At 66.2% G+C, this 23699-nt stretch carries 25 protein-coding genes; 17 read left to right on the top strand and 8 right to left on the bottom strand.

Annotated features, from left to right (window positions below):
- Positions 1-2: 2 nt before the first annotated feature.
- Positions 3-986: an ABC transporter substrate-binding protein gene (locus APZ21_RS25630; RefSeq protein ID WP_054815842.1), complete on the bottom strand. Its 984-nt coding sequence runs from the start codon at positions 984-986 to the stop codon at positions 3-5.
- A 144-nt stretch (positions 987-1130) separates the two neighbouring features.
- On the opposite strand from APZ21_RS25630, the gene APZ21_RS25625 reads away from it, so the two are divergent.
- Complete coding sequence (locus APZ21_RS25625) at positions 1131-2921, top strand: MFS transporter (protein ID WP_082393450.1); 1791 nt, start codon at positions 1131-1133, stop codon at positions 2919-2921.
- Positions 2922-3018: 97 nt separating this feature from the next.
- Here APZ21_RS25625 and APZ21_RS25620 read toward each other — a convergent pair whose 3' ends face one another.
- Both APZ21_RS25620 and APZ21_RS25615 read right to left on the bottom strand, forming a co-directional pair.
- A complete protein-coding gene (locus APZ21_RS25620; RefSeq protein ID WP_054815840.1) occupies positions 3019-3951 on the bottom strand; it encodes an ABC transporter substrate-binding protein in 933 nt (310 codons plus the stop codon).
- Positions 3952-4020: 69 nt separating this feature from the next.
- Complete coding sequence (locus tag APZ21_RS25615; protein WP_307587289.1) at positions 4021-6066, bottom strand: M13 family metallopeptidase; 2046 nt, start codon at positions 6064-6066, stop codon at positions 4021-4023.
- Between the two features lie 272 nt (positions 6067-6338).
- Here APZ21_RS25615 and rplN point away from each other — a divergent pair, with 272 nt between their 5' ends.
- From rplN to APZ21_RS25595, 4 genes are read left to right on the top strand one after another with little or no spacing between them, the layout of a single operon-like run.
- Entirely contained in the window at positions 6339-6707 is a 369-nt protein-coding gene (rplN, locus tag APZ21_RS25610) for a 50S ribosomal protein L14 (protein WP_054815839.1), read from the top strand.
- A 1-nt stretch (position 6708) separates the two neighbouring features.
- Entirely contained in the window at positions 6709-7026 is a 318-nt protein-coding gene (gene rplX / locus APZ21_RS25605) for a 50S ribosomal protein L24 (protein ID WP_054815838.1), read from the top strand.
- 2 nt (positions 7027-7028) lie between these two features.
- Positions 7029-7592: a 50S ribosomal protein L5 gene (rplE, locus tag APZ21_RS25600; protein ID WP_054815837.1), complete on the top strand. Its 564-nt coding sequence runs from the start codon at positions 7029-7031 to the stop codon at positions 7590-7592.
- A 4-nt stretch (positions 7593-7596) separates the two neighbouring features.
- A complete protein-coding gene (locus APZ21_RS25595) occupies positions 7597-7782 on the top strand; it encodes a type Z 30S ribosomal protein S14 (protein WP_014981705.1) in 186 nt (61 codons plus the stop codon).
- Positions 7783-7886: 104 nt separating this feature from the next.
- Here APZ21_RS25595 and APZ21_RS25590 read toward each other — a convergent pair whose 3' ends face one another.
- The 3 genes from APZ21_RS25590 to APZ21_RS25580 all read right to left on the bottom strand — a co-directional run bounded on the left by APZ21_RS25590 (position 7887) and on the right by APZ21_RS25580 (position 11226).
- Entirely contained in the window at positions 7887-10016 is a 2130-nt protein-coding gene (locus APZ21_RS25590; RefSeq protein ID WP_082393449.1) for a GmrSD restriction endonuclease domain-containing protein, read from the bottom strand.
- A gap of 167 nt (positions 10017-10183) precedes the next feature.
- Positions 10184-10414, bottom strand: coding sequence for a hypothetical protein (locus APZ21_RS25585; protein WP_054815836.1), 231 nt, complete (start codon positions 10412-10414; stop codon positions 10184-10186).
- Between the two features lie 158 nt (positions 10415-10572).
- Positions 10573-11226: a Uma2 family endonuclease gene (locus APZ21_RS25580; RefSeq protein ID WP_054815835.1), complete on the bottom strand. Its 654-nt coding sequence runs from the start codon at positions 11224-11226 to the stop codon at positions 10573-10575.
- Between the two features lie 154 nt (positions 11227-11380).
- On the opposite strand from APZ21_RS25580, the gene APZ21_RS25575 reads away from it, so the two are divergent.
- From APZ21_RS25575 to map, 10 genes are all read left to right on the top strand, one after another.
- A complete protein-coding gene (locus APZ21_RS25575; RefSeq protein WP_054815884.1) occupies positions 11381-12643 on the top strand; it encodes a metal-dependent hydrolase family protein in 1263 nt (420 codons plus the stop codon).
- A 281-nt stretch (positions 12644-12924) separates the two neighbouring features.
- Positions 12925-13323, top strand: coding sequence for a 30S ribosomal protein S8 (gene rpsH / locus APZ21_RS25570; RefSeq protein WP_054815834.1), 399 nt, complete (start codon positions 12925-12927; stop codon positions 13321-13323).
- Between the two features lie 15 nt (positions 13324-13338).
- On the top strand, positions 13339-13878 hold the full coding sequence (rplF, locus tag APZ21_RS25565) for a 50S ribosomal protein L6 (RefSeq protein WP_054815833.1): 540 nt from the start codon (positions 13339-13341) through the stop codon (positions 13876-13878).
- 2 nt (positions 13879-13880) lie between these two features.
- Positions 13881-14288 carry a 50S ribosomal protein L18 gene (rplR, locus tag APZ21_RS25560; protein ID WP_054815883.1) on the top strand — a complete coding sequence of 136 codons (408 nt, stop codon included), beginning with the start codon at positions 13881-13883 and terminating at the stop codon, positions 14286-14288.
- A 70-nt stretch (positions 14289-14358) separates the two neighbouring features.
- Entirely contained in the window at positions 14359-15021 is a 663-nt protein-coding gene (gene rpsE, locus APZ21_RS25555; RefSeq protein WP_054815832.1) for a 30S ribosomal protein S5, read from the top strand.
- Complete coding sequence (gene rpmD, locus APZ21_RS25550) at positions 15021-15218, top strand: 50S ribosomal protein L30 (RefSeq protein WP_054815831.1); 198 nt, start codon at positions 15021-15023, stop codon at positions 15216-15218. Before rpsE ends, rpmD begins: the two co-directional genes overlap by 1 nt.
- On the top strand, positions 15215-15658 hold the full coding sequence (gene rplO / locus APZ21_RS25545; RefSeq protein WP_054815830.1) for a 50S ribosomal protein L15: 444 nt from the start codon (positions 15215-15217) through the stop codon (positions 15656-15658). Before rpmD ends, rplO begins: the two co-directional genes overlap by 4 nt.
- Positions 15659-15824: 166 nt before the next feature.
- Positions 15825-17147: a preprotein translocase subunit SecY gene (secY, locus tag APZ21_RS25540; RefSeq protein WP_054815829.1), complete on the top strand. Its 1323-nt coding sequence runs from the start codon at positions 15825-15827 to the stop codon at positions 17145-17147.
- A complete protein-coding gene (locus APZ21_RS25535; protein WP_054815828.1) occupies positions 17144-17689 on the top strand; it encodes an adenylate kinase in 546 nt (181 codons plus the stop codon). Before secY ends, APZ21_RS25535 begins: the two co-directional genes overlap by 4 nt.
- 29 nt (positions 17690-17718) lie before the next feature.
- Positions 17719-18522, top strand: a complete 804-nt coding sequence (gene map / locus APZ21_RS25530; protein ID WP_054815827.1) for a type I methionyl aminopeptidase — start codon at positions 17719-17721, stop codon at positions 18520-18522.
- Positions 18523-18582: 60 nt separating this feature from the next.
- On the opposite strand, the gene APZ21_RS25525 is transcribed toward map, so the two are convergent.
- Together APZ21_RS25525 and dtd are read right to left on the bottom strand one after the other, a co-directional pair.
- Positions 18583-20088 carry a hypothetical protein gene (locus APZ21_RS25525; protein ID WP_054815826.1) on the bottom strand — a complete coding sequence of 502 codons (1506 nt, stop codon included), beginning with the start codon at positions 20086-20088 and terminating at the stop codon, positions 18583-18585.
- A 141-nt stretch (positions 20089-20229) separates the two neighbouring features.
- Positions 20230-20661, bottom strand: coding sequence for a D-aminoacyl-tRNA deacylase (gene dtd, locus APZ21_RS25520; RefSeq protein ID WP_054815825.1), 432 nt, complete (start codon positions 20659-20661; stop codon positions 20230-20232).
- Between the two features lie 314 nt (positions 20662-20975).
- Here dtd and APZ21_RS34405 point away from each other — a divergent pair, with 314 nt between their 5' ends.
- Entirely contained in the window at positions 20976-22871 is a 1896-nt protein-coding gene (locus APZ21_RS34405; RefSeq protein ID WP_156371330.1) for a hypothetical protein, read from the top strand.
- Complete coding sequence (locus APZ21_RS25510; protein WP_054815823.1) at positions 22868-23665, top strand: ESX secretion-associated protein EspG; 798 nt, start codon at positions 22868-22870, stop codon at positions 23663-23665. The genes APZ21_RS34405 and APZ21_RS25510 overlap by 4 nt, the downstream gene beginning before the upstream one ends.
- The last annotated feature ends 34 nt before the right edge of the window (positions 23666-23699 follow it).

Genomic DNA, 23699 nt, shown 5'->3' with positions numbered 1-23699 from the left:
TCCTACTCGGCGACCGAGACCAGCGCCGGGTTCAGCTTGTCGAGGATGTAGGGCACCGACAGCGCGGTCGGCTGGTTGACCGCCGTGATCTCGAGTGTGGTCAGGAACACCACCGCGTTCTTCTTCACCGCGGGCAGTTCGGCGTACCCGGGCAGCCTGCGGTACTTCTCGTCGAAGCCGGGGGAGTATCCCGCCAGCAGCAGGTCGGCGGTGACCTCGTCGATGCGTTCGGTGGACAGCGCCAGGCGGCCGCCGGTGGAGGGCTGGTCCACGAGGTTCCTCGGAATGCCCATGCCGAGTTCGGCGAATACCCGGGCGGACCCGTCCTCGGGGTCGGTGAGCACCATCAGCTGCGACGGGCTGCCGAGCCAGGTACTGGCGAAGGTCTTGCCCTTCAGGCCGGGATTGGCCGCGACGATGCCCGAGACCTTGTCCTCGACACCGGAGATCACCTTGGCGGCGGCGTCCTGTTTGCCGAGGATCTTGCCGAGCGTGGTGACCTGGTCCTGCCATCTGCTGACGGCGTCCTTGGACAGGCCGGGCACGGTGGGGGCGACGCGGGAGAGGTCGTCGTAGGTTTTCTGGTCGGCGATGAACGGATCGACCAGGATCAGGTCGGGTTCCAGCGCGGCGACCTGTTCGGCGACATCGGCGATACTGCTGATCGACTTGGACGAACCGAGTTTGTCCGGTTGCCACGGCGGGGTCGCGTTGGACGCGATGGCGACATTGTCGATGTAGCCGACCGGGATGGCGTCCAGCGACAGCGCGGTGTCGAGCCACTGGTTGCCGAGGGTGACGATGCGCCTCGGAATGCCATTGACCTCGGTCTCGCCCCGGGCGTGGGTGATGGTGATCGACTCGCCGCCGGAACCGCCGCCCTCGGAGCCTGATCCGCAGCCCGCGAGACCGAGCGCGAGCCCGCTCGCCACCGTCGCGACCGCCGCGCGCAGCAGTCTCCGTCGGGTTCCGACAAAGGCATCCATGTGACCCTCCTACTCCAAAGTCAGCCAAGGCTAACCTATCCAACCTTCGCCGGGGAGTGCGAGTCGCTTGACTTGTTAATTAGATCGGCTAACTATATGGTTTGCCGGGGAAGTTCGTTCCGCGCCGTATTGCGAGGGGATGCCGTGACCGATCCGTCCACCGATCTCGACCTGGGTGACGTCCGCACGATCCAGCGCCGTCTGAAATACGACCGGGACCATCCGCAGTACAAGTGGATCGTCCTCACCAACACCACGCTCGGCGTGCTGCTCACCGCGATCAACTCCTCCATCCTGCTGATCTCGCTGCCCGCCATCTTCCGCGGTGTCGGCCTGAACCCACTGGATTCGGGCAATGTCGGTTACCTGCTGTGGATGCTCATGGGCTACCTGCTCGCCACCGCGGTGCTCGTCGTCATGTTCGGGCGACTCGGCGACATCTTCGGGCGCGTGCGGATATACAACCTCGGCTTCGCCGTCTTCGCCCTCTGCGCGGTCGCGCTGTCCTTCGATCCCGCCCACGGCACCGCGGGCGCGCTGTGGATCATCGTCTGGCGCGTGGTCCAAGGCGTCGGCGGCGCCATGCTCACCGCGAACTCCTCGGCCATACTCACCGACGCATTTCCCGCCAACCAGCGCGGCACCGCGCTCGGTATCAACATGGTCGCCGCGGTCGCGGGATCGTTCCTCGGCCTGCTCATCGGCGGCGTGCTCTCCGAATGGGATTGGCGCGCGGTGTTCTGGGTCAGCGTCCCGATCGGCGTACTCGGCGCGATCTGGTCCTACCGTTCGCTGCACGAGGTCGGGGTGCGCACCGCGGGACGGCTGGACTGGGCGGGCACCATCACCTTCGGACTCGGCCTCACCGCCCTGCTCACCGGCATCACCTACGGCATCCAGCCTTACGGTGGTCACGCCACCGGCTGGGCCAGCCCCTTCGTGCTCGGCTCGGTGATCGGCGGACTCGCCCTGCTCGCGGTGTTCTGCGCGGTCGAGACCCGGGTGCCCGAACCGATGTTCAACCTGTCGCTGTTCCGTATCCGCGCCTTCGGGTTCGGCAACTTCGCCAACCTCATGGCCTCCATCGGCCGCGGCGGCATGCAGTTCATGCTCATCATCTGGTTGCAGGGCATCTGGCTGCCGCTGCACGGTTACGAATTCGAATCGACCCCGCTGTGGGCGGGCATCTACATGCTTCCGCTGACCGTCGGATTCCTCGCCGCCGGACCGCTGTCGGGCTGGCTGTCCGACCGCTACGGTCCGCGTCCGTTCACCACCGGCGGCGCGCTGATCACCGGGGCCACCTTCATCGCGTTGCTGCTCATCCCGGTCGACTTCGACTACCCGGTGTTCGCGCTGATCATGCTGATCAACGGACTCGGCAGCGGACTGTTCTTCTCGCCCAACACCGCGGCGATCATGTCGAGCGTGCCCGCCTCCGAACGCGGCGCCGCCTCCGGCATGCGCGGCACCCTGTTCAACGGCGGCAACGCGCTGTCGATGGGAATCTTCTTCTCGCTCATGGTCGTCGGCCTCGCCGCGACCCTGCCGAGTGCGCTCGACACCGGACTGCGCGCACAGGGCGTCTCGGCGGGCGCGGCGGCGGATATGGCGGCCATGCCGCCGGTTGCCAGCCTGTTCGCGGCCTTCCTCGGCTTCAACCCGATTCAGGAATTGCTCGGCCCGAGCGGCGAATTGGACCGGCCCGGCGTGCACGCCGACGTGCTGACCGGTCAGGAGTTCTTCCCGAACCTGCTCACCGGCCCCTTCCACAGCGGTCTGGTGGTGGTCTTCGTCTCGGCGGCGCTGATGATGCTGCTGGCGGCACTGGCGTCCTGGTTCAGCGGTGCGGGCCACATCCCCGACGAGGAAGAGGAACTGACCCGCGCCGACGCCCTCGTCCACGAGCCGGAGGCCCCGGTCGCCGTACGCTGAGCGTCGGACCTCGCGCTCGGCTCGCGGGCGCGTCACCCGCGAGCCGAGCGCCATAGGAGCCGCCCCGCGCGAGTACGGCGCCGTTCCCGGTCCGGTCCTATCGCGCGGCCGCCGCGAGCGCCTGCCTCAGCTTCGCCAGCAGATAGACCGCCGAGAGCGCGGTGGGCCGCTCGACCGCCGCGACCTCCTCGGCGGTCAGGAACACCACCGAATTCCGTACGGCCGCGGGCAGTTCGGCGTATCCGGGCAGTCGCCGGTACGTCTCGTCCAATCCGGGTGAGTAGCCCGCGACGAGCAGATCGGCGTCGATACGGTCGATCTCCTCGGGCGCGAGCACGATATGCCCGTCGACGGCGGGCAGTTCGGCAAGGTCGTACGGAACGCGCAGACCCAGGCGGGTGAACATCTCGGCCGCGGCCGGACCCGGGCCGGTGAGCGCGAACAACTGGGATTCGCTCGCCAGCCAGGTCACGGCGTAGGTCCGGCCCGCGAGACCCGGGGCGGCGCGGGTCAGATCGGTGAGTCTCGCCTCGTGGTCGGCTATGAACCGCGCGGCCCGGTCGCTCGCGCGCAGCAGGGTGCCGAGCACGGTGACCTGCTCGCGCCACCCCGCGCGCGGATCGAGCGGCACGGTGGGCGCCACCGCGGCGAGGCGGTCATAGGTGGCGCGGTCGGCGGGCAGGCGGTCGAGCAGGATGAGATCCGGTCGCACCGCGGCGATCTGCGCGACCAGATCGCCGCTCGCGTCCAGTTGCCGCATCCCGGCGTAGTCCGGCGGAACCCAGGGCGGCGGTGCGTCGGGCAGGCCGCCGAGCCGCGCGACGGGTGTGACGCCGAGCGCGAACATACCGTCCACCCACTGCTCGCCCAGCGCCACGATGTTCTTCGGGACGTCGGTGAGCGTCGTCGTGCCGAAGGCGTGGGTCACGGTGACCGGCGCGGGCCTCGAAGGCGTGCGACCGGTCGGGATGGCGCACGCCGAGCACAGCACGAGCACGCCCGCGAGTATCGCGACCACAACCGTCCGCATCGCCGCCTTCCCGCCGCCGGTTCGCCCGCGCGGCCCGCCCAGCCTATGCCGCACGTACCCGATGCCGCGTCAGAGTTCGACGCGCTGATCGGGCGGCAGGTACAGCTTGTCGGAGTCGACCACGCCGAACGCGGTGTAGAACTCCGGGGTGTTGCGCACCACCTGATTGCAGCGGAATTCGTTGGGGGAATGAGTGTCCTGGAGTCGTTCGACGGCGTTCTCCGGTGTCAGTTTCTCCCGCCAGGCGCGGGCGTGCGCGAGGAACATCTCCCGGAAATCCGGTTCGACGCCGTCGCGGCGCGCGGCGATCCGGTACGCTGCCAGCGCGATCTGCAATCCGCGCAGGTCGGCCAGGTTCTCACCCACCGTCAAGGCGCCGTCGACGTGGTAGACGGCGGGATCGAGACCCTCGGGGGTGAGATCGTCGTACTGCGCGACGACGCGGGCGGTCATGGCCTGGAAGGCGCTCAGATCCTCCGGGGTCCACCAGTCGCGGCGATTGCCTTCCCCGTCGTATTTCGAGCCCTGGTCGTCGAAGCCGTGGCCGATCTCGTGGCCGATGGTCGCGCCGACCGCGCCGTAGTTGACCGCCGCGGTGGCCATCGGATCGAAGTACGGCGGCTGGAGATAGGCGGCGGGAAAGACGATTTCGTTATTGGTCGCCGAATAGTAGGCATTGACCGTCTGCGGGGTCATCGCCCATTCGGCCTTGTCGACCGGGGTGCCGAGCCGCGCGAAGGCCCTGCGGACCTCGAACCGGTTGACCGCGCGCAGTGACTCGATCAACTTGCCCGGCACGATGGTCAGCTCGGAATAGTCCTTCCATTTGTCCGTATAGCCGATCTTCACGGTGATCTCGTCGAGTTTGGCGACGGCGGCCGCGCGGGTGGCGGGCGACATCCACTCCGATCGGGTGAAATCCTCGCGATAGGCCGTCAACAGGTCGGCCACCATCTCCTCGGCTCGGCGCTTCGCCTGCTCCGGGAAATGCTTTGCCACATAGAGCTTTCCGAGCTGTTCGCCGACACTGCGATCCACCACGGACACCGCCGACTTCCACAGCTGCGGCTTCTCGGTCAGACCGCCGAGCATCCGGCCGACGAAGTCGAAGCGCGCGTCGGCGATGGCCGTGGGCAGGTAGCGGGCGTAGACGTCGGTGGTGCGCAGCTTCAGATAGTCGCGCCACACCGCGATATCGACCTCGTTCCACAGCGCCGCCGCCGCGCTCACGTAGGACGGTTGCCCGACCACGATCCGGTCGAACAGCTCCCGCGGTCGGTCGGTGCTGCCCGCCAGCCACCGATCCCAGTCGAATCCCGGTCCGAGCGCGGTCAATTCGGCCCAGCTCATGGCGTTGTAGGTGGCATCGGTATCGCGCAGCCGCACATTGTCCCAGTGCGCGGCGGCGATGCGGGTCTCCAGATCGACCACCCGGGCCGCCGTGCCCGCCGGATCCGGCAGCCCCGCGCCGGCCGCCACACGTTCGAAATAGGTCCGGTACCCGGCCAACTGGGTGGCGAACTCGGGTTTGCGGTAGTACTGCTCGGCGAGTCCGAGTCCGGCCTGACCCACCGAGGCCACATAGGCCCGCGAGTCCTCCCGGTCCACACCGACACCGATGCCGATCAGGCCGTCGATCGGCAATTCGGCCATCACCCCGGCCAGCTCGGCCTTGGTGGCCGCCCCGTCGATCGCGGCGTACAACTCGGCCATCGGCGACATGCCGAGGCGCTCGATCTCGTCGAGGTCGAGGCGCGCATCGTACAGGTCGCGGATCTGCTGCTCCGGCGAGCCCGGCCGCGGACCGTGGATGTTCTCGATGATCGCGCGCAACTGGTCGAGGGTCCGGTCGTCGGCCTCGCTGGACGCGCCGACCGATGCCTTGTCCGGCGGCAGCCGGTAGTCGCGCAGCCAGGCGCCGTTCACATGCCGATACAGATCGTCTTGCGGCCGGACGGCCGGATCCGCGCCGCCCATATCGACGCCGACGGCCCGAACGTCGACGACGGAATCGGCCGAACAGGAGGCGAACAGGGCGGCCGCGGGCGCCGCGACACCGAGCGCGAGCAGGAACCCGCGGCGATCGAGCTGGAACGGACGAGCGGATGAATTCACGTGAATCCTCTCCACGCGCGGCGCGGGCCACGCGTAAAACGTCGTGACAGCAGCAGCCCGAGGCTACCGGCGCGCACCGCCGGAACCCCCGATTTGGGATCGACCTGGGCGTTCATCTATCCTTGACCGGTTGCCTGCGGGAGCTCTGCCCGCGATCCGGCCGCGAACCCCCAGCGGAATCCGCTGGCAGGCGCGCGTTCGGGTGGTGACACGACCATGTACGTCGGGTCGGCAATCCGGCGTACTTATACGTCCAGGTCAAGGAGGCTGAAGTGATTCAGCAGGAGTCGCGACTGCGCGTCGCCGACAACACGGGCGCGAAGGAGATCCTTTGCATCCGCGTTCTCGGTGGCTCGTCGCGTCGCTATGCCGGTATCGGCGACATCATCGTCGCCACCGTGAAGGACGCCATCCCCGGCGGCAACGTCAAGCGGGGTGACGTGGTCAAGGCCGTCGTCGTGCGCACCGTCAAGGAGCGCCGCCGTCCCGACGGTTCCTACATCAAGTTCGACGAGAACGCGGCCGTGCTCATCAAGGCGGACAACGATCCGCGCGGCACCCGCATCTTCGGCCCGGTCGGCCGCGAGCTGCGCGACAAGCGCTTCATGAAGATCGTCTCGCTGGCTCCGGAGGTGCTCTGACATGAAGGTGCACAAGGGTGACACCGTGCTCGTCATCTCGGGCAAGGACAAGGGCGCCAAGGGCAAGGTCATCCAGGCGTTCCCGAAGGAGAACCGGGTCCTGGTCGAGGGCGTGAACCGGATCAAGAAGCACGTCGCGAACTCCGCCAATCAGCGCGGCGCCTCCTCGGGCGGCATCGTGACCCAGGAAGCTCCCATTCACGTGTCCAACGTGATGGTCGTCGACTCCGACGGCAAGCCGACCCGCGTCGGCTACCGGACCGACGAGGAGAGCGGCAAGCGGGTCAGGATCTCCCGGCGGAACGGGAAGGACATCTGATTATGACCACCACGGAGAAGATTCAGCCCCGGCTCAAGCAGCGTTACCGCGCGGAGATCAAGGACGCGCTGAACGCCGAGTTCAAGTACGCCAATGTCATGCAGATCCCCGGCGTGGTGAAGGTCGTCGTGAACATGGGTGTCGGTGACGCCGCCCGCGACGCCAAGCTCATCAACGGCGCGGTCAACGACCTGGCGCTGATCACCGGCCAGAAGCCGGAGATCCGCAAGGCGACCAAATCCATCGCGCAGTTCAAGCTGCGCGAGGGCATGCCCATCGGCGCGAAGGTCACCCTGCGCGGCGACCGCATGTGGGAGTTCCTCGATCGTCTGGTCTCCATCGCGCTGCCCCGTATCCGCGACTTCCGCGGCCTGTCGCCGAAGCAATTCGACGGCAACGGCAACTACACGTTCGGCCTGAGCGAGCAGTCGATGTTCCACGAGATCGACGTGGACAAGATCGACCGCCCGCGCGGTATGGACATCACCGTTGTCACCACCGCGACCAACAACGAAGAAGGCCGTGCCCTGCTCAAGCACCTCGGCTTCCCGTTCAAGGAGAACTGAGCACATGGCTAAGAAAGCACTGGTCAACAAGGCCAACGCCAAGCCGAAGTTCGCGGTCCGCGCCTACACCCGCTGCCAGCGGTGCGGTCGTCCCCACGCGGTCTACCGCAAGTTCGGCCTGTGCCGCGTCTGCCTGCGCGAGATGGCGCATCGCGGCGAACTCCCCGGCGTGCACAAGAGCTCCTGGTGAGCCCGCGCCCGTGAGGGCGTGACCAATCGAATACCGCCGAAAGCACGGACTCGTCGAGTCCGTGCTTTCGCGCGTCCCGTTGAGGCGCTATACCCCCGGTGTGGCTACTCGAGATGATGCCCTGTGTCAGCGGTGTCCTTCTGTGAATTCCCCGGCTCGGCCGGATCCGGAGGGTCGGTGTCATCGTCGGCGGCGGACCGCAAACCCTCGAGTTCGTCGATCTTCAATCGGCTGGAGCGTTCTGCCCGACCGGTGCTGGAAAACCTCACGCCCTCTTGTTCAAGAATTCGACGCGGATCGTCGGTGCGGTCGATCTCCGGCCAGCGGAAGCTCATGGATATCTCCCCCTGAGCGTTCAGGACTCGGTGTGCATTCGGGGCAGGCACGGTTGCCAATCGATTGCCTATGGGCTGAGCGGCGGTGCCGAGTACCGCAGCTAGATCTCCGTAAGTCGTCCAGCTTCCAGCGGGCAGCAAGGCCAGCAGTCGATTCAGCGATTCCCACAGCGGGTTGTCGTACTTGCTGTTGTCGGTCGTGGATCGGGGGCCGGGCCACGCGGCGGTGATTCGCCGCGCCAGATCACGGCCGCGCTGTTCGATCTGATTCGGACCCCACGCGGAGTATGTGGCGATCTCTTGGTTCATGCGAATACTACTGGCCCGCAGCATTTCACGTTTGACATCGAACTCGCGATTGCCGAGATTCTCGTTGTATCCGGTGAGCGTGAGATTGCCGAGTGTATGCACCAAGCGGTCATGCAGATCATCGACGTTCGCAGCGCCGTAGTCGTCCGCCAAGTTCCCGCGCCACTGCGGCGACAACGTCTGGGGCATAACATGTTCGATGGTCAGTGACTCCGACAGCACGGGTTCCTTTGTGGCGTAGAGTCGCTCGATCCAGATCATCATGGTTTTGCGCTGCGCCGCGCGGCCAGTCGTGTAGAGCGGCGAGGTCAGAATTGCCTCGGTCAGTCTCTCGTCGCTGGCATAGTGTTTACGGCCCTCCGAAAGGTAGCGATGCAGGGCGTGGTCCACAGGCAGATCCGAGTCGAGTTCCTGTACCGCGGCCGCGAATACTCGATTCAAGCCCTGTGTGACGCGTCCTACCAGGAATCGGCGTACGAGGAGCGATTCGATATAGAGCAGTGCTCGGGCGATTTGTTCCGAAGTCGCATCACCACGGTCACGGAGTAGCAGTAGGTGCAAGATCAGCGGCGCGGGCACCGACGAATCCCATTCGGCCAGTCGGGTCAGACGTTCGCGCACCGCTCGGTCGGTCTCCTCGCCCGGATGGAGTATCAGACGGTAGAGCAGGCCGAGGCGAGCGATCCGAGCGATCTCATTGACGATCTCGTCCTCGGTCGTGAGCTTCTCCAGGCGCGCTTGCTGCCCCGCAAAGGTCCGGGTTTGTTTGACCTGCGGCTTCTTGTGCAGCAGATCGAGCCAGAACAGGGTCTCGATCCGCTCGTTCTGGTCCAGCGCCTGCTGCAACGGCAGCCAGTACGTGCGGTACACCTCCTCGCTCCGCTTCGGCAGCCGCATGAACAGATAGTTCCGTAGCAGGTCGCCCTGGGTGAGCTTGAGCCCGGTATTGTTGAGCGACTGGAAGATTCGGTGCACGTTGTCGACCGCGTTGGCGCTGATGGACACTACCGACAGGCCGGTGGTCACCGCTTGGGCGATCTGTACGGCGTTGTAGGTCGTCTCGGGATCGACCGGTTCGGTCAAGCGCGCCCGAAAGAAGCGATAGGCCGCGCCGATATTGTCGCCGCCGCCGGCCGTTGGCAAGCGATCGATGACCGCCGCGTAGGCGTCGCGATCGGCTTGGGTAGGCACGAGTTTGTGGTGATATGGGTGATCCTCGTACTGATTGGTCAGTAGCTGGTTGTGGATCCGGTCGGTATCACGGCGGGTACTGTCATCGACCTCCCGGAGATGGTCGCGAATCGCCGCGAGCAGAAGCGTCAGAGTGGTCAAACGCTGCTGCCCATCGACGACCAGGTACCGGGTAATCGCCCCCGCGATACCACCCGGTACCGGTGCGAGCACGACAGAACCGATGAAATGCGTGGTCTCGACCTCATCGACTCGGTCCTCGGCCAATTGGGTTATATCTCGCCACAATTCCCTGAAGTTTTCTGGACCCCATTGATATGGACGCTGATACAGTGGAACCAGATACTGCGAGGTGCCTTCGAGAATCTTTTGCAGACTCGTCTCTGTCGCGGCGACCACGGCTTTGAACTCCTCAGCGGTTGAGCATGTGCGATGTATTCCGACCGACGACTCTAGCCGAGGTCGGTTCGAATTGGGTGGTTACCAGCAGCTTTGGAAGTTCGAGACTTGCCGCCGGGCTGCGTGCGGCGACGAATGGCCGATAGGCGACGGGCAGTGGGTCGTTGTCAGACATCGCCCGCCGCGTGCGGTGGTTCGACCCCGGTGAAATCGCTGTCGCTCGCGGATTCGGTGCGCACCGCCCGACGGGCCGGGTCGCGCATCACCGCCGCGGTGGTCGCCCGCGTGTGCAGCACTTCGCGCAACGGGTCCGGATCTTCCGCGGTCACGGTCAGAGCGAGCGCATTACGGATCTCATGCGATGCCTCGGCGCGGTCGTCGACGTCGAACTCCGCCAACCAGGCGAGACCACCGAGTTCGATTCGACGCGGGTGGGTGTATCGGTGCGGGCCAAGACCGCCTCCGCCGCGAACAGTTGCGTCACCACGGCGACCGCCTCGTTCAATGCCCGCGATTCGCTTTGCTGCGAGGGCGTCTCCCCGCCGGAGCGAAGTCGTCAGAATTCGAGTTCCATCCAGGGAATGTGGATGGGGAACGGGAAGTCGGCGCGGATCGCGTCGGAGTCCTTCGGAGTCCACTTGCCGGTCAACAGGTAGTTGGCCGGATACAGCGGGTGTACGCCTTCGGGGAGGGGGCCGTGGGAGGTTTCCAGAGCGAAGGCGTGGACCATTGCGATCGCACTCTTTTCGCGTTCCAGGGCTATCTCCCAGTAGTAGGGAATGCCTGCCTTCGCGTACTTGGACTTCTTCTCCTCCATATCCGTCTGAGAGTTGGAGGGAGAAAGTACTTCACCTGCGAGTAGGACATCGGATGCCCGGATATCCTGATAGGGTGCGTCGAGACATCGGTAGACGAGGAAATCGGGTGTCACGAAATCGGATTTTGTCGTTTTTCCGAAGAAGATATTGGTTTCGAAGTCGACCCGCCAGCATCGTTCCGGGTTTTCGGCCATACCGTTTCGCGCGCACCGCTTGAGTGCGCTGGTGACTGCGAAGGTGAACGCCTGATGCTCCGCTGGATCTCGGCGCACCCACACGACTCGCCCGTCCCACAGCTCTATCTGTCGCGCGATTTCTTCGGGCAGCTGTTCGAGCTGCTCCCATGTCATGTACTCGGGAAGGTCGGGGCGTTTGATTCGCGGGCTCGCCATGACCGACACGGTAGACGCCTCGGGTGTCTCGACCGGCGGCGACGACCGGTTCGCGGTCGTGTTCGCGGCATGGTTCCCGAACGATACGTTCGTCGGTGGCGGGAATCGCTACGCTACTTGTCGGAAGCGTGACCCTGACGGGAGAGGGGTGTGCATGGCGGGATTCTTTCTACACAATGCGCGGATCGTGGACGGTAAAGGGGGAAATGCGCTGCGGGACGGCGCGGTATTGATTTCGGATAATTCGATTTCCTGGGTGGGGGAGCGCTCGAAGGCGCCGGATATCGGGGACGCCCGAACCGTCGATCTGCGGGACAACACGGTGTGTCCCGGATTCTTCGACTGCCACGTGCATTTCGCCTTGCCGGGCGGGGCGGGGAATCCGTACCGGTCGGTGGCGGAGCCCGCGTCGTATCGGACCTTGGCGGTGGCGGAGCGGTTGCGGGTCACGCTGCACAACGGGGTCACCAGCGCGCGCGATCTCATGGGTATCGACGCGGGTGTGCGGATGGCGGTCGCTCAGGGGCTCGTGGAGGGGCCGCGGTTGCAGGTGGCGATCACCATGCTGAGCCAGACGGCGGGGCACGCGGACCTGACGCAATTGTCCGGATTCGATCCCATGTCCTATCTGCACGGGCCGGAGACGCCCTCGCCGCTGGTGGACAGCGTGGACGAGGCGCGCAAGCGCACCCGGCGACTCATCGCGCTGGGCGCGGACCTGGTGAAGGTGGCCTCCAGCGGTGGTGTCGCCTCGCCGAACGACCAACCCGACTGGCTGGGAATGCGGACGGAGCTGGTGCGCGCGGTGGTCGAGGAATGTCGGGCCTACGGGAACAAGCCGGTCGCGGCGCACGCCATCGGCTACGCGGGTATCGCGGCCGCGATCGACGGTGGCGTGCGCAGTGTCGAGCACGGATACGAACTGGACGACGAACTGCGCAAGCGCATGGTCGATCAGGACATGTTCCTGGTCCCGACGTTGCTCGAGACCGTCGAGGACCTCGATCCGGCCAAGACCTCACCCGCCGCCTACGCCAAGAGCCTCACCTGGCACCGCGTCGCCCACGAGGCCGTCGGCCGCTCGGCCGCCGCGGGCGTCCGCATCGCCGTCGGAACCGACGCGGGTTTGTCTCCCGATCACGGCACCAACCTGCGTGAACTGGGACTGCTCGTGAAATACGGCGGACTCACCCCGATGGAGGCCATCGTCGCCGCCACCCGGGACAGCGCCGTTCTCTGCGGTGTGGACGACCGCCTCGGCACCCTCGAATCCGGCAAACTCGCCGATCTCGTCGTGGTCCGCGGCGATCCGCTGCACGACATCGATTCCGTCGGCGACCCCGACAACATCCTGCTCGTCGTCAAGGACGGAGATATCTGCCGAGACCGCGGCGGATTCTTCGCCGCTGACCGGTGAGGCCCCGGATTTTGTCCTGGTCAGGGGTTTGCCTACACTAGAGCGGTTGCCTGGGCCCTCTGTGTCCGCATATCCCGGATTCCGGCGTGTGCGGGCGGTCCGGGCGCCGAGGCTCTGACGAGTACTCATCCGGTCGGCAAGAGTCGGCCGGACCGCCGAATTGCTGTAGGCCCACGATTCGCGTGCCGGCGTGCCTCGCGTGCGCCGTGATCCGCTGAGATACGCGGAGATACGCGGATGTTGTATGGGAACCGCGGCGAGAAAGGTGTCAAGGTCGAACCATGACCATGACTGATCCGATCGCAGACTTCCTGACACGTCTGCGCAACGCCAACTCGGCGTACCACGATCAGGTGAAGGCTCCGCACTCGAAGCTCAAGGCGAATATCGCCGAGATCCTCAAGCGCGAGGGTTACATCGCCGACTACCGCACCGAGGACGCACCCGTGGGCAAGGCCCTCGTGATCGACCTCAAGTACGGCCCGAGCCGGGAGCGCAGCCTTCAGGGCCTGCGCCGGGTGTCGAAGCCCGGTCTGCGTGTGTACGCGAAGTCCACCAACCTGCCCAAGGTCCTCGGCGGCCTCGGCGTGGCGATCATCTCCACGTCGACCGGCCTGCTCACCGACCGTCAGGCGGCCAAAGCCGGCGTGGGCGGCGAAGTCCTCGCCTACGTCTGGTAAGGGAGGTCTAGAGACATGTCGCGTATCGGCAAGAAGCCCATCGCAATTCCGTCCGGCGTCGAGGTGACCATCGACGGCCGGTCCGTGTCGGTGAAGGGGCCCAAGGGCACCCTCTCGCACACCGTCGCCGAGCCGATCGTCGTCGCCAAGGGCGAGGACGGCCAGCTCGAGGTCGCCCGTCCCAACGACGAGCGGCAGAACCGCGCCCTGCACGGCCTGACCCGCACCTTGATCGCCAACATGGTCGAGGGCGTCACCAAGGGCTACGAGAAGAAGATGGAAATCTTCGGCGTCGGTTACCGCGTGCAGGCCAAGGGCTCGAACCTCGAGTTCGCCCTCGGCTACAGCCACCCGGTGCCCATCGAGGCGCCCGAGGGCATCACCTTCGCGGTGGAATCGCCCACCAAGTTCTCCGTGTCCGGAATCGACAAGCAGAAGGTCGGTCAGATCTCCGCTGTGATCCACGGACTGCGTAAGCCCGACCCGTACAAGGGCAAGGGCATCCGCTACGCCGGCGAGGTCGTTCGCCGCAAGGTCGGAAAGACGGGTAAGTGATCATGGCGCAAACCGAAAACCAGATCGCCAAGCGCAAGCCGCGCGGCAAGGACGTGTCAACGACCCGTCGTCTGTCGAAGACCCGCCGCCACTTCCGTCTGCGCAAGAAGGTCGTCGGCACGACCGAGCGTCCGCGACTGGTCGTCAACCGCTCCTCGCGCCACCTGCACGCGCAACTGGTCGACGACTCGGTGGGCAAGACCATCGCCGCCGCGTCCTCCATCGAGGCCGATGTGCGCGCCCTCGAGGGCGACAAGTCGGCCAAGAGCAAGAAGGTCGGCGAACTGCTGGCCGCGCGCGCCAAGGCCGCCGGAATCGAGAGCGTGGTGTTCGACCGTGGCGGTCACGACTACCACGGCCGCATCGCCGCGCTGGCCGATGCCGCTCGTGAAGGTGGGTTGAAATTCTAATGAGCGCAGCTTGCGGAGCGAATAGTGGACACGGCTCCCGATTCGAATTCATCAACGGAAGGAACGTCTGATGCCGGGACGTCAGAGGCGTGACGGCGGCAACGGACCCGCCGGACAGAGTGGAAACGCCCCCGAGGGCGGCCGCGAGAATCGTCGCGGTGGCGGCGACCGCCGCGGTGGCGGCGGCGATCGTCGCGACAACGCGGCCGAGAAGAACCAGCTCGAGCGGGTCGTCGCGATCAACCGCGTCTCCAAGGTCGTGAAGGGTGGTCGTCGCTTCAGCTTCACCGCCCTGGTGATCGTGGGTGACGGCAACGGTCTGGTCGGCGTCGGCTACGGCAAGGCCAAGGAAGTTCCCGCGGCGATCCAGAAGGGTGTCGAGGAGGCTCGCAAGGGCTTCTTCCGCGTCCCGATGATCGGCTCGACCATCACCCACCCGGTCCAGGGTGAGGCGGCGGCCGGTGTGGTCATGCTGCGTCCGGCCTCGCCCGGTACCGGTGTGATCGCCGGTGGCGCGGCCCGTGCCGTGCTGGAATGCGCGGGCATTCATGACATTCTCGCCAAGTCGCTCGGCAGCGACAACGCGATCAACGTCGTGCACGCGACGGTCGAGGCTCTCAAGCAGCTCCAGCGGCCCGAAGAGGTCGCGGCCCGTCGTGGTCTGCCGCTCGAGGACGTCGCTCCGGCAGGCATGCTGCGTGCGCGCGCTCAAGCAGTGGGAGGTGCCAGGTAATGGCGGATCTCAAGGTGACCCAGATCAAGAGTTCGATCGGCGCCAAGCAGAATCAGCGGGACAGCCTGCGCACCCTCGGCCTGCGTGGCATTCGCAAGTCGGTGGTCCGTGAGGACAATGCCCAGAACCGCGGGCTGATCAACGTCGTGCGCCACCTCGTACAGGTCGAGGAAGTCGGGCAGGAGGGCCCACGATGACAATCAAGTTGCATCACCTGCGCCCGGCCCCGGGCTCCAAGACCGCCAAGACCCGCGTGGGTCGCGGTGAGGGCTCCAAGGGCAAGACCGCCGGTCGCGGTACCAAGGGCACCAAGGCGCGCAAGAACGTGCCCGCCGCCTTCGAGGGTGGGCAGATGCCGATCCACATGCGGCTGCCCAAGCTCAAGGGCTTCACGAACCGGTTCCGCGTGGAATACCAGGTCGTGAACGTCGGCCGTATCGCTGAGCTGTTCCCCGATGGCGGCGCGATCGGCAAGGACGAACTGGTCGCCGCGGGTGCGGTGCGCAAGAACCAGCTGGTCAAGGTTCTCGGCGACGGCGACATCGCGGTGGCGGTCCAGGTGACCGTGGACAAGGTGACCGGCTCCGCGAAGGAGAAGATCACCGCTGCCGGTGGCACTGTCACCGAACTTGGCTGACGGTATTCTCGACTCGAGTGGCACCGGACGGGTGAAGGCCCGTCCGGTGCCACTGTTAGAGTTCAACTGTTGTCTGCCAAGCCACGTCATGGTTTCGGCGTTCTCCAGAGTTGGACATCGCTGAAATATCCATGTCATGACCATGTCGTTCGCGCCAGGAGGATCTGTGCTTTCCGCCTTCGTATCGGCCTTCCGGACTCCGGACTTACGGCGGAAGATTCTCTTCACGCTGGGGTTGGTCGCGCTGTACCGCATGGGTGCCTCGCTGCCGTCTCCCGGCGTCGACTACAAGGCGGTGCAGGAATGTATCGACCTCGTCTCCGGCGGTGACTCGCAGGGCATCTACCAGCTCATCAACCTGTTCTCCGGTGGTGCGCTGCTCCAGTTGTCGGTCTTCGCGATCGGCATCATGCCCTACATCACCGCCAGCATCATCATTCAGCTGCTGACCGTCGTCATCCCGCGGTTCGAGGAACTGCGCAAGGAAGGCCAGTCCGGCCAGACCAAGATGACGCAGTACACGCGCTATCTGGCGGTCGCGCTGGCGATTCTGCAAGCCACCGGTCTGGTGGCGCTCGCGGCGCGCGGGCAGCTGTTGCAGGGCTGCCAGAAGGACATCCTGGCCGACACCTCCATCTTCGGCATGGTCATCATCGTGCTCGTCATGACCGCGGGCGCGTCCCTGGTCATGTGGTTCGGCGAGCAGATCACCGAGCGCGGCGTCGGCAACGGCATGTCGCTGCTGATCTTCGCCGGTATCGCGGCCCGCATCCCCACCGAGGGCAAGAACATCCTCGACAGCCGCGGCGGCCTGGTCTTCGGCCTGGTCTGCGTGGCGGCTTTCGCGATCATCGTCGCCGTGATCTTCGTCGAACAGGGGCAGCGCCGTATTCCGGTCCAGTACGCCAAGCGGGTGGTGGGCCGCAAGATGTACGGCGGCTCCTCGACCTATCTGCCGCTGAAGGTCAACCAGGCCGGCGTCATCCCCGTGATCTTCGCCTCATCGCTGCTGTACCTGCCCAACCTGGTCGCTCAGCTGACGGGTTCGCAGAACAGCACCGATCCGAGCTGGTGGCAGGAGATCATCCAGAAATACTTGGTGAACCCGGGTAATCCGGTCTACATCGCGATCTACTTCGGACTGATCGTGTTCTTCACCTACTTCTATGTCGCGATCACCTTCAATCCGGAGGAGCGCGCGGACGAGATGAAGAAGTTCGGCGGCTTCATCCCCGGCTACCGCCCGGGTAGGCCGACGGCTGATTATCTGAACTTCGTCCTGAGCCGCATTACCCTGCCCGGCTCGATCTATCTCGGCCTCGTCGCGGTGTTGCCGAATCTGTTCCTCGATATCGGTGCCTCCGGCGGCACACAGAACCTCCCGTTCGGCGGTACCGCGGTGCTCATCATGGTGAGCGTCGGTCTCGACACGGTGAAGCAGATCGAGAGTCAGCTGATGAATCGAAATTACGAAGGGTTCCTCAAGTGAGAGTTGTATTGCTCGGTCCTCCGGGTGCTGGCAAAGGCACCCAGGCCGTCTTGCTGTCGGAGAAGCTGGGTGTCCCGCACATCTCCACCGGGGACCTGTTCCGCGCCAATATCGGTCAGCAGACCCCGCTCGGCCGCGAGGCGCAGAAGTACCTCGACGCCGGTGATCTGGTACCGAGCGATGTGACCAATCGTATGGTGGAGGCCCGAGTAGCCGAACCGGACGCCACGAACGGTTTCGTGCTCGACGGCTATCCGCGCACCGTCGACCAGGCCGACGCGCTCGAGAAGATCCTGGGCGACATGGACGAGAAGCTCGACGCCGTGCTCTGCTTCGTGGTGCCCGAGGAGACCGTGGTCGGCCGCATGCTGGCCCGCGGTCGCGACGACGACAACGAGGACGTCATTCGCAACCGCCTACGCGTGTACCGTGACGAGACCGAGCCGCTATTGCAGCACTACGACGGGCTCGTGGTCACCGTGGACGGTGTCGGCGAGGTCGCCGAGGTCAACGCTCGCGCGCTCCGCGCGCTGGGTCGGTAATGCCGCCTACCGGGCAGCGCTGAGCCGCAATGGCTTTCGGTCGCAACAAGAACAAGAAGGTGGTTCCGTTCCGCACCGCGGGCGAACTGGACGCGATGGCGGCCGCGGGTGCGGTCGTCGGACGCGCCCTGGTCGCGGTGCGGGCGGCCGCCGTCGCCGGGGTTTCCACCCTGGACCTGGACCGGGTCGCCGAGCAGGTGATCCGCGATGCGGGCGCGGTGCCCTCCTTCAAGGGCTATCACGGCTTCCCCGCCTCGATCTGCGCGTCGGTGAACGATCGCGTGGTGCACGGGATTCCGACCGCCGAGGACATCCTCGCCGAAGGGGATCTGGTATCGATCGACTGCGGCGCCATTCTGGACGGCTGGCACGGTGATTCGGCGTGGACCTTCGGGGTCGGCGGCCTCGCCGAGGCGGATCGTCTGCTCAGTGAGGCGACGAAGCTGTCGATGGAGGCCGGGATCGCGGCGATGCTGCCGGGTAACCGGCTCACCGATGTCTCGAATGCCATCGAACTCGGCACCCGGGCGGCGGAGAAGGTGCACGGACGTCCCTACGGCATCGTGGACGGTTACGGCGGTCACGCCATCGGACGCGAGATGCATATGGACCCGTTCCTGCCCAATGAGGGCGCGCCGGGCAAAGGGCCGAAACTCGTGGTCGGATCGGTGCTGGCCATCGAGCCGATGCTGACGCTCGGCACCACCGACACCAAGGTTCTCGGTGACGACTGGACGGTGGTCACCACCGACGGCAGCCGCGCCGCCCACTGGGAACATACGGTCGCGGTCACCGAGGCCGGTCCGCGTATTCTCACCCAGCGCCCCGAGTAGTCGTCCGCGGAAAGTTCGCCTCGCGCGATCGCTGTCCGTGAGCTTTCCGTCGGCGCCGGGTCAGGCGTTGCCGGTCTTGCGGAAGAACAGCACGTGATCGTGGTCGATGATCGGCATCGTCTTGCGCACCTGGCGAATGCCGCCGCTTGGCAGGTAGGTCAGATTGGCGAAGCTCTGGGTATTGCCGAACGCCGAGCGCAGCTTCGTCTCGGTCGCGAAATGCGCGCCGTAGGCGGCGAGCATGCCGAAGTCCACCGGGGCCAGCGGTTCATCGAGGGTGGCGGCGCCCGCCGGGCGGCCGAGCGCGGCGTATTCGGTCGCGCGCCCGTCCTCGTAGCGGCACAGCTCGTAGGACATGTTCGCGGTCGCGGTCACGCTGAAGACCGGCCAGCGCCGCGACAGCCGCTGCGCCAGCGGGTTCCGGCCGACCGGGGTCAGCTCCCAGTTCATGCTCATCACGGTGACCCAGCCGCCGTAGGACAACTCGATCAGCACCACGTCGTCGCCGAGGGTGCTCGCCGAGTTCGTCTCGGCGTCGCCGATGACCCAGTCGTCCTCGTCGGCTGTCAGATAGGTGGAACTGTCGACCAAGTGGATGTCGTCCAAGGCGTATGCCTCGATGATGGCCGCGCGCAGCAGGTTGATCGCGTCCTTGTCGGGGCAGCGCACGCCGAGTGCGCCGAAGGTGGTGCCGATCTCGACCGGCGCCGACGGCGGGTCGGGGTCCTCACCGGGGGCGAGCGGACGCAGGCCGACCAGTGCGAGTCGCCAGTTGATCTCCTCGACGGTCGACAGGTCGCCGGAGGTCTTGCGCAGGATCTGCTGCTGGGTGAGCCTGCCCGCCTGCTCCAGGGTGCGGCACTCCAGTTCGACCAGCGCGTTGTAGGACTTCGGGGTGAGCTCGAGGTCGCGAATACCGCACGCGCGCAGCCGGATCGCCATGCTCGTCGAGGTGAAGGCGGCGTAGCGCTCCCGATACATGGAGATGGCCTGTTTGCGGGAACGGCCCACCATGAGCGTGCGCAGCAGCGTGTTGAGGCTCTGAAGGTATTTTCCCGCCAGTTCGGGATTGGCCGCGGCGAGTTCGGCGCGGATGCGCGCGGCGTCCTCGGTGGCGGCGACGGCGGCGTTCTGGTCGAGACGGCCGAGCCAGACACCGCATTTGCCCAGGCAGTCCGCGCACATGCCCGCGACCGCCGGATCGCTCTGCGCGGCTTGCAGGTAGACCGCGCAGGCCCCGCGAATCGTGCTGGTGGCCAGCTCCCTTCGGTTGGTGAGCCGGGTCACCTGTTCGAAAACGCGCAGGGCCTCCTGCAATTCCCCCGCCGATCGCGCGGAGACGTGACCGTTGGCGAACCAGTGCAGGCGCAGACCGACGGCCTCCTGGGCGGGGGCGAGCGCTTCGATGGTCCGGTCGCGGCGCGCGGTCGGATCGGTCTTGGTGGCGACCATGGCCTTGGCGAGTTCGACGAGCGACGCGGCCAGTTCCAGTTCGGTTTCGACCGCTCGGTTTCTGGCCGCACTGCGATGCGCGGCCACCTGACGCTCGATAGCGCTCAGCTCCATCGCGAACCCAACTCCCGCATCACCTTCCACATACGGTCGTCGATCGGCCGCATACGTGCTGCGCCGAGTCTGCCATATCCGGCGGCCACGCGCCCACACGATGGATATGTCTCACCCCGGGCCGGGGGAGTCCGGTCGCTATCAGGCTTCCAGCAGCAGGGTGACGGGTCCGTCGTTGACGAGTTCGACCCGCATATGGGCGCCGAACCGGCCGGTGGCGACGGTGGCGCCGAATGCGCGCAGCGCGTCGGCGAAGGCGTTCACGAGTGGCTCGGCCACCGCACCGGGCGCGGCGGACGACCAGGACGGGCGACGGCCCTTTGCGGTGTCGGCGTAGAGGGTGAATTGACTGACCACCAGAATGGGCGCGTCCAGATCCGCGGCGGCCCGTTCCCCCTCCAGGACGCGCAGTCGCCAGAGTTTGTCGGCCAGGGTGCGCGCCACCGCATCGGTGTCGGTGTGGGTGATGCCGACGAGTGCCACCAGCCCCTGTGGATTCGGCTCGATCCGACCGACGACCTCGTCGCCGACGACGACCCGCGCGGCGCTGACCCGCTGGACGAGCACCCGCATGAACGATCCTTTCGCCGGGACGAATCAGGCTGTACCGCAATGGATCAGGACGGCACGCCGTCGGGTTCGGCGTGCCGGACGCCTCGATTCTCGCATCATCGCCGAGCGGGGTTCACGCGGGGCAGCGCGTATTCGTTCTGCCTCGAAGTCGTGCGCTCGTAACCGATTCGGCATACGGTGTTTTGACGAATGCCATACGGAGGGGTGCGCCGGAAAGTTCTGGGGCTGGGCAGGTTCCGCCGCGGTGACTAAACTGCCATCGTTCCGGCTCGCCGGCGAGGGCCGTTGGCGGGGTGCATCGAGGAGCGAGTGGCGTGGGTAGCGAAACTCCCTGGTCGGGGTTGGCAAGCCGGGCGAAGGTCCGGGTGGAGACGGGCGCGGCGCTGGACGCGGCCAAGGCGTGCAGTTCGGCTCTCGAAGTCTTCAAAGGCTGTCAGACGCTGTTCGACACCAAGCATCTGAATACCTTCGACGCGCAGAAGCTCGGCGGTTCGGAGGTACTCGCGGGTCCGCCGCTGCGTCAGAAATTCATCGATGAGGCCACCCAGGCCAAGGAATCGGTAGGGCGGTTCATCGACTCGCTGCACGATCTCATCGACCTGTTCAAGGCCGCGGGCGACAGCTACACCAATACCGACAAGTACTCCGCCGACCAATTGACCACGATGAAGGGTGATCTGGGCCGGGTCAGCTCCTCGCCCGGCGCGCGGGATCTGTCCGGCGCGGTGGAGAAGGCCGGAATCTACCTGCCCAGCAACTGGGCCATCCGGCAGCACGACTACGACATCGACACCGTGAAATCGCCCAAGCCGATCGATGGCACCAGGGTCAAGCCGGAGAGCGTCGGTGTGCCGATTCCGGTTCGGGCCGCCGACAGCATGTCCTGGCGCGACATGTACGACCTCGGTCAGCGCATCCAGTGGTCGGAGGTGACCGAGGACGCGCCCACCTGGGGTGTGATGGCCGATCAGGTGCACCTCGCCGCCTACGACCTGCAAGAGAAATTGGGCAAGATCACCTCGACCAGCTGGGAGAGCCAGGGCGGTGATGCCGCGCTCACGGCGATCAACGGGTTCGCGAACTCGGTGTACGACCTGCACGACTCGTTCAAGATGATGCAGTCGAACCTCCAGTACACCGCCGACTGGCTGTACGCGACGAAGGCGTGCATGCCGATCGAGACCGAGGACAAATGCGACGACGACCTCGGTGAGAACCGGGAGCGGTACGAGCGGCACTACGTCAACGGCGTCCATCAGACCGAGAAACTCTTCCCGGCGGTGATCGATCCCGCCGCGCCGAAGGGTCCGGTGACCACGCAGCAGCCGCCGACGACGCAGCAGCCGACGACGCAGCAGCCGACGACCCAGCAGCCGACGACCCAGCAGCCGACCACCCAGCAGCCCGGTTCCCAACAGCCGACGACCCAGCAGCCCGCCCTACAGGGGGCGACCCAGCAGCCCACCACGCAGCAGCCGGCCCTACAGGGAGCGGCGCAGCAGAGCACTCAGCAGACGCAGCCGATCTCGGCGGCGGGTCAGGCCGCGCAGCAGGCCCTCGGGCAACTCGGCCAGCTTCAGTCCGCCGCGTCCGGCAGTACCGGACAGACCGGCGCCGGGACCAGCGGCGCGAGCATTCCGGGTCTGTCGAATATCGGCGCGGCCGCGTCGAGCGCGGGGTCGGACCTCCTGTCGCCGCTGATGTCGGCGGTCAACACCGCGGTCTCGGGACTCTCGCAGGCGCTGCCGAACCTGCAAGCCGCGGTGCAGAGCGCATTGCAGCAGGTCTCGGCCGGCCTGAACACCGGCCTGCCGGGACTGCCCGGCCTGCCGGACCTGAGTCAACTCGGCACCCTGTTCCAGCAGTTCCCGGATCTGGCCGACATCCTGTCGCAGTCCCCGGAGATCAACGCGCTGATCTCCGACAACCCGGTGCTCCAGCCGCTGGCCGAGATGTTGGGCATCGAGGTCACCGACGGACAGCCCGCCGACGCGGGCGAACCCGCTTCGGTCGAGGCCGGCCTCGAATCGGCGTTCCCGCGCGCCTCGCTGCCCGACTTCTCCAATGTGCTGTCCGGCTTGGACGAGGCCGTCCCACTCACCGGTATGGTCGCCGCACCGCAGGCCGAAGCCGTGCCGCTCCCGCTGCACACTCTCGAGGAGGCCGATATCTCCTCGGCCGCCTACGCCCGTCCCGAGGCCGACGCATGACTCGCACCTGGGAGTTCTCCGATATCGAATTCCGCGTCCTATGGCAGCGTTTCGTGGGCAACACCCTGCCCCGCCCGCTGACCTATCAGGCCACCACAATCCCGCACACCGAATACGAACGGGAGAAGTACGACACCTGGCAGCGTCTGCAACACAGCGTCGACCCCGCGGTCCGCGCGGTCTTCGACGTACTCGAACGCCCGGATGTCTATGTGCGCCTGCGTGGTTGGAACGACCGGGAGCGCGATGACGCGCAGCGCTGGCTCAAGGCGAGAGCGGCGCGGGCGGGCGCCAACGGCTACATGATCTATCAGCTGCCCGGCGAAACACCCACGCACAGCGGCGGTTACGTCATCACCGATTGCGGTCCGCACGGCCTCGCCGACGCGATAGTCGACCTGATGCCCGATGTCGGCGCGGGCCGCAACGGCATCCTTCCCCTGGTCACCGACGCCAACCCCGAGCCCGACGAACACCGGTCGCACACATCGATGTTCTTCGAAGCGGCCGACACCTCGATCGCGCAGCGCAGCGCCGAATTCTTCGAAACCCCCGCCGATCGCACCGGCACCATCAACATCCTCCAGAACCAGTCGATGTTCGGCTCCCGTGGCATGCAGCGCGACATCCTCGTCTGGCGCGACCTTCCCGACGACGGTCGCTACGTCATAGCCCTGCCCTCCGACAGCCCCTCCGCCGTCCCACTCAACCGCTCCGCCCTGGTCGAACAGGTCAACGCCTCGATCCAGCGCATGATGGCCCGAGTCGAAGCCCACTGGGAGGCGAGCGCGTAGGTCCGCTGCGTAACGTGGAGCGTGACCGGGTACG

The organism is Nocardia arizonensis, assembly GCF_001310275.1.
In the GTDB taxonomy this organism is placed as follows: domain Bacteria; phylum Actinomycetota; class Actinomycetes; order Mycobacteriales; family Mycobacteriaceae; genus Nocardia; species Nocardia arizonensis.
This window is presented reverse-complemented; position numbering and strand designations above follow the sequence as displayed.